Source organism: Caballeronia sp. M23-90, assembly GCF_053574605.1.
The window spans coordinates 1-1,022 of sequence record NZ_JBSIPA010000878.1; the positions used below are offsets into that span (position 1 = coordinate 1).

Here is a 1,022-nt window from a genome sequence, read left to right on the forward strand (position 1 = left end):
TCCTGCTGGTCGTCGAACCCGCCGCCGATAGCGCGCCGCGTGGCGACTTCGCGAACCCGATCGTGTTTCCCGTCGATGCCGTCGATGGCGTGCATCGATTTGCCCGTGCCGACTTCCAGGAAGTCCCGGCCACGGTCGCGAGCATGTCGGCTTCGCACGCGATCGCCGTCACGGCGTGGAAGGGCGTGACGGTCGGTTTGCTCGACGCCGCGAAGCTCTTCGAAACCCTCAACCGGAGCTTGACATGAGCGGCGCCTCGCTCGTCGATCTGTTCCGCGAGGAAGCGCGGGCACAGGCGCAGATCCTGAGCGACGGCCTGCTCGCGCTCGAACGCGCGCCGCGCGATCCTGTCACGCTTGAAGCGTGCATGCGTGCCGCGCATTCGTTGAAGGGCGCGGCGCGGATTGTCGGCGTGCCGGTCGGCGTGAGCCTCGCGCACGTGATGGAGGACTGCTTCGTCGGCGCGCAGCAGGGCCGCGTGAACGTGGATGCCGCCATGATCGATGTGTTGCTGGCAGGCGTCGACCTGATCGTGCGTATCGGCCAGGCTTCCGGCGACGAAACCATCCCGCAGGCCGACGTCGACGCGTTCGTCGATGAGTTGAATGCGCGGATGAGTGGCGAAGCCGGGGACTCCGGGGAGGCTTCGTTCAAGCCGCCGGCACCGGACGACTTTCTGGATTTATCGAAGGAATTGACGCTCGCCGCGCCGGTTCCCCAATCGGAACCCGAACCCGCGCGCCCGTTGCCCGTCTGGTCGCCGGCCGAACAACGTGAAACGACTCGCATGCTGCGCGTTCGCACGGAGACCCTCGATCGCCTGCTCAGCCATTCCGGCGAATCGCTGGTGGAATCGCGCTGGCTGAAGCCATTCGCGCAATCCATGCTGCGCGTGAAGCGCATTCAGCGCGACGCGAGCCGCGCGCTCGACTTCCTGCATGAATCGCTGACCGAATCTTCGCGTAGTTCGGGCACCGCTTCGGGCCTCACGTCGACTGCCGCGCTCGACGTGCGCACGCTCA

Annotated in this window: 1 protein-coding gene and 1 pseudogene; both read left to right on the plus strand. The window is 66.5% G+C overall.

Annotation, left to right across the window (positions count from 1 at the left end; genetic code table 11):
* Positions 1–248: pseudogene (locus ACRXB1_RS36685) on the plus strand (chemotaxis protein CheW); the annotation flags it as partial.
* The coding region (locus tag ACRXB1_RS36690) for an Hpt domain-containing protein (RefSeq protein WP_449494858.1) at positions 245–1,022 on the plus strand (778 nt) is incomplete at its 3' end. The pseudogene ACRXB1_RS36685 and the gene ACRXB1_RS36690, both read left to right, overlap by 4 nt.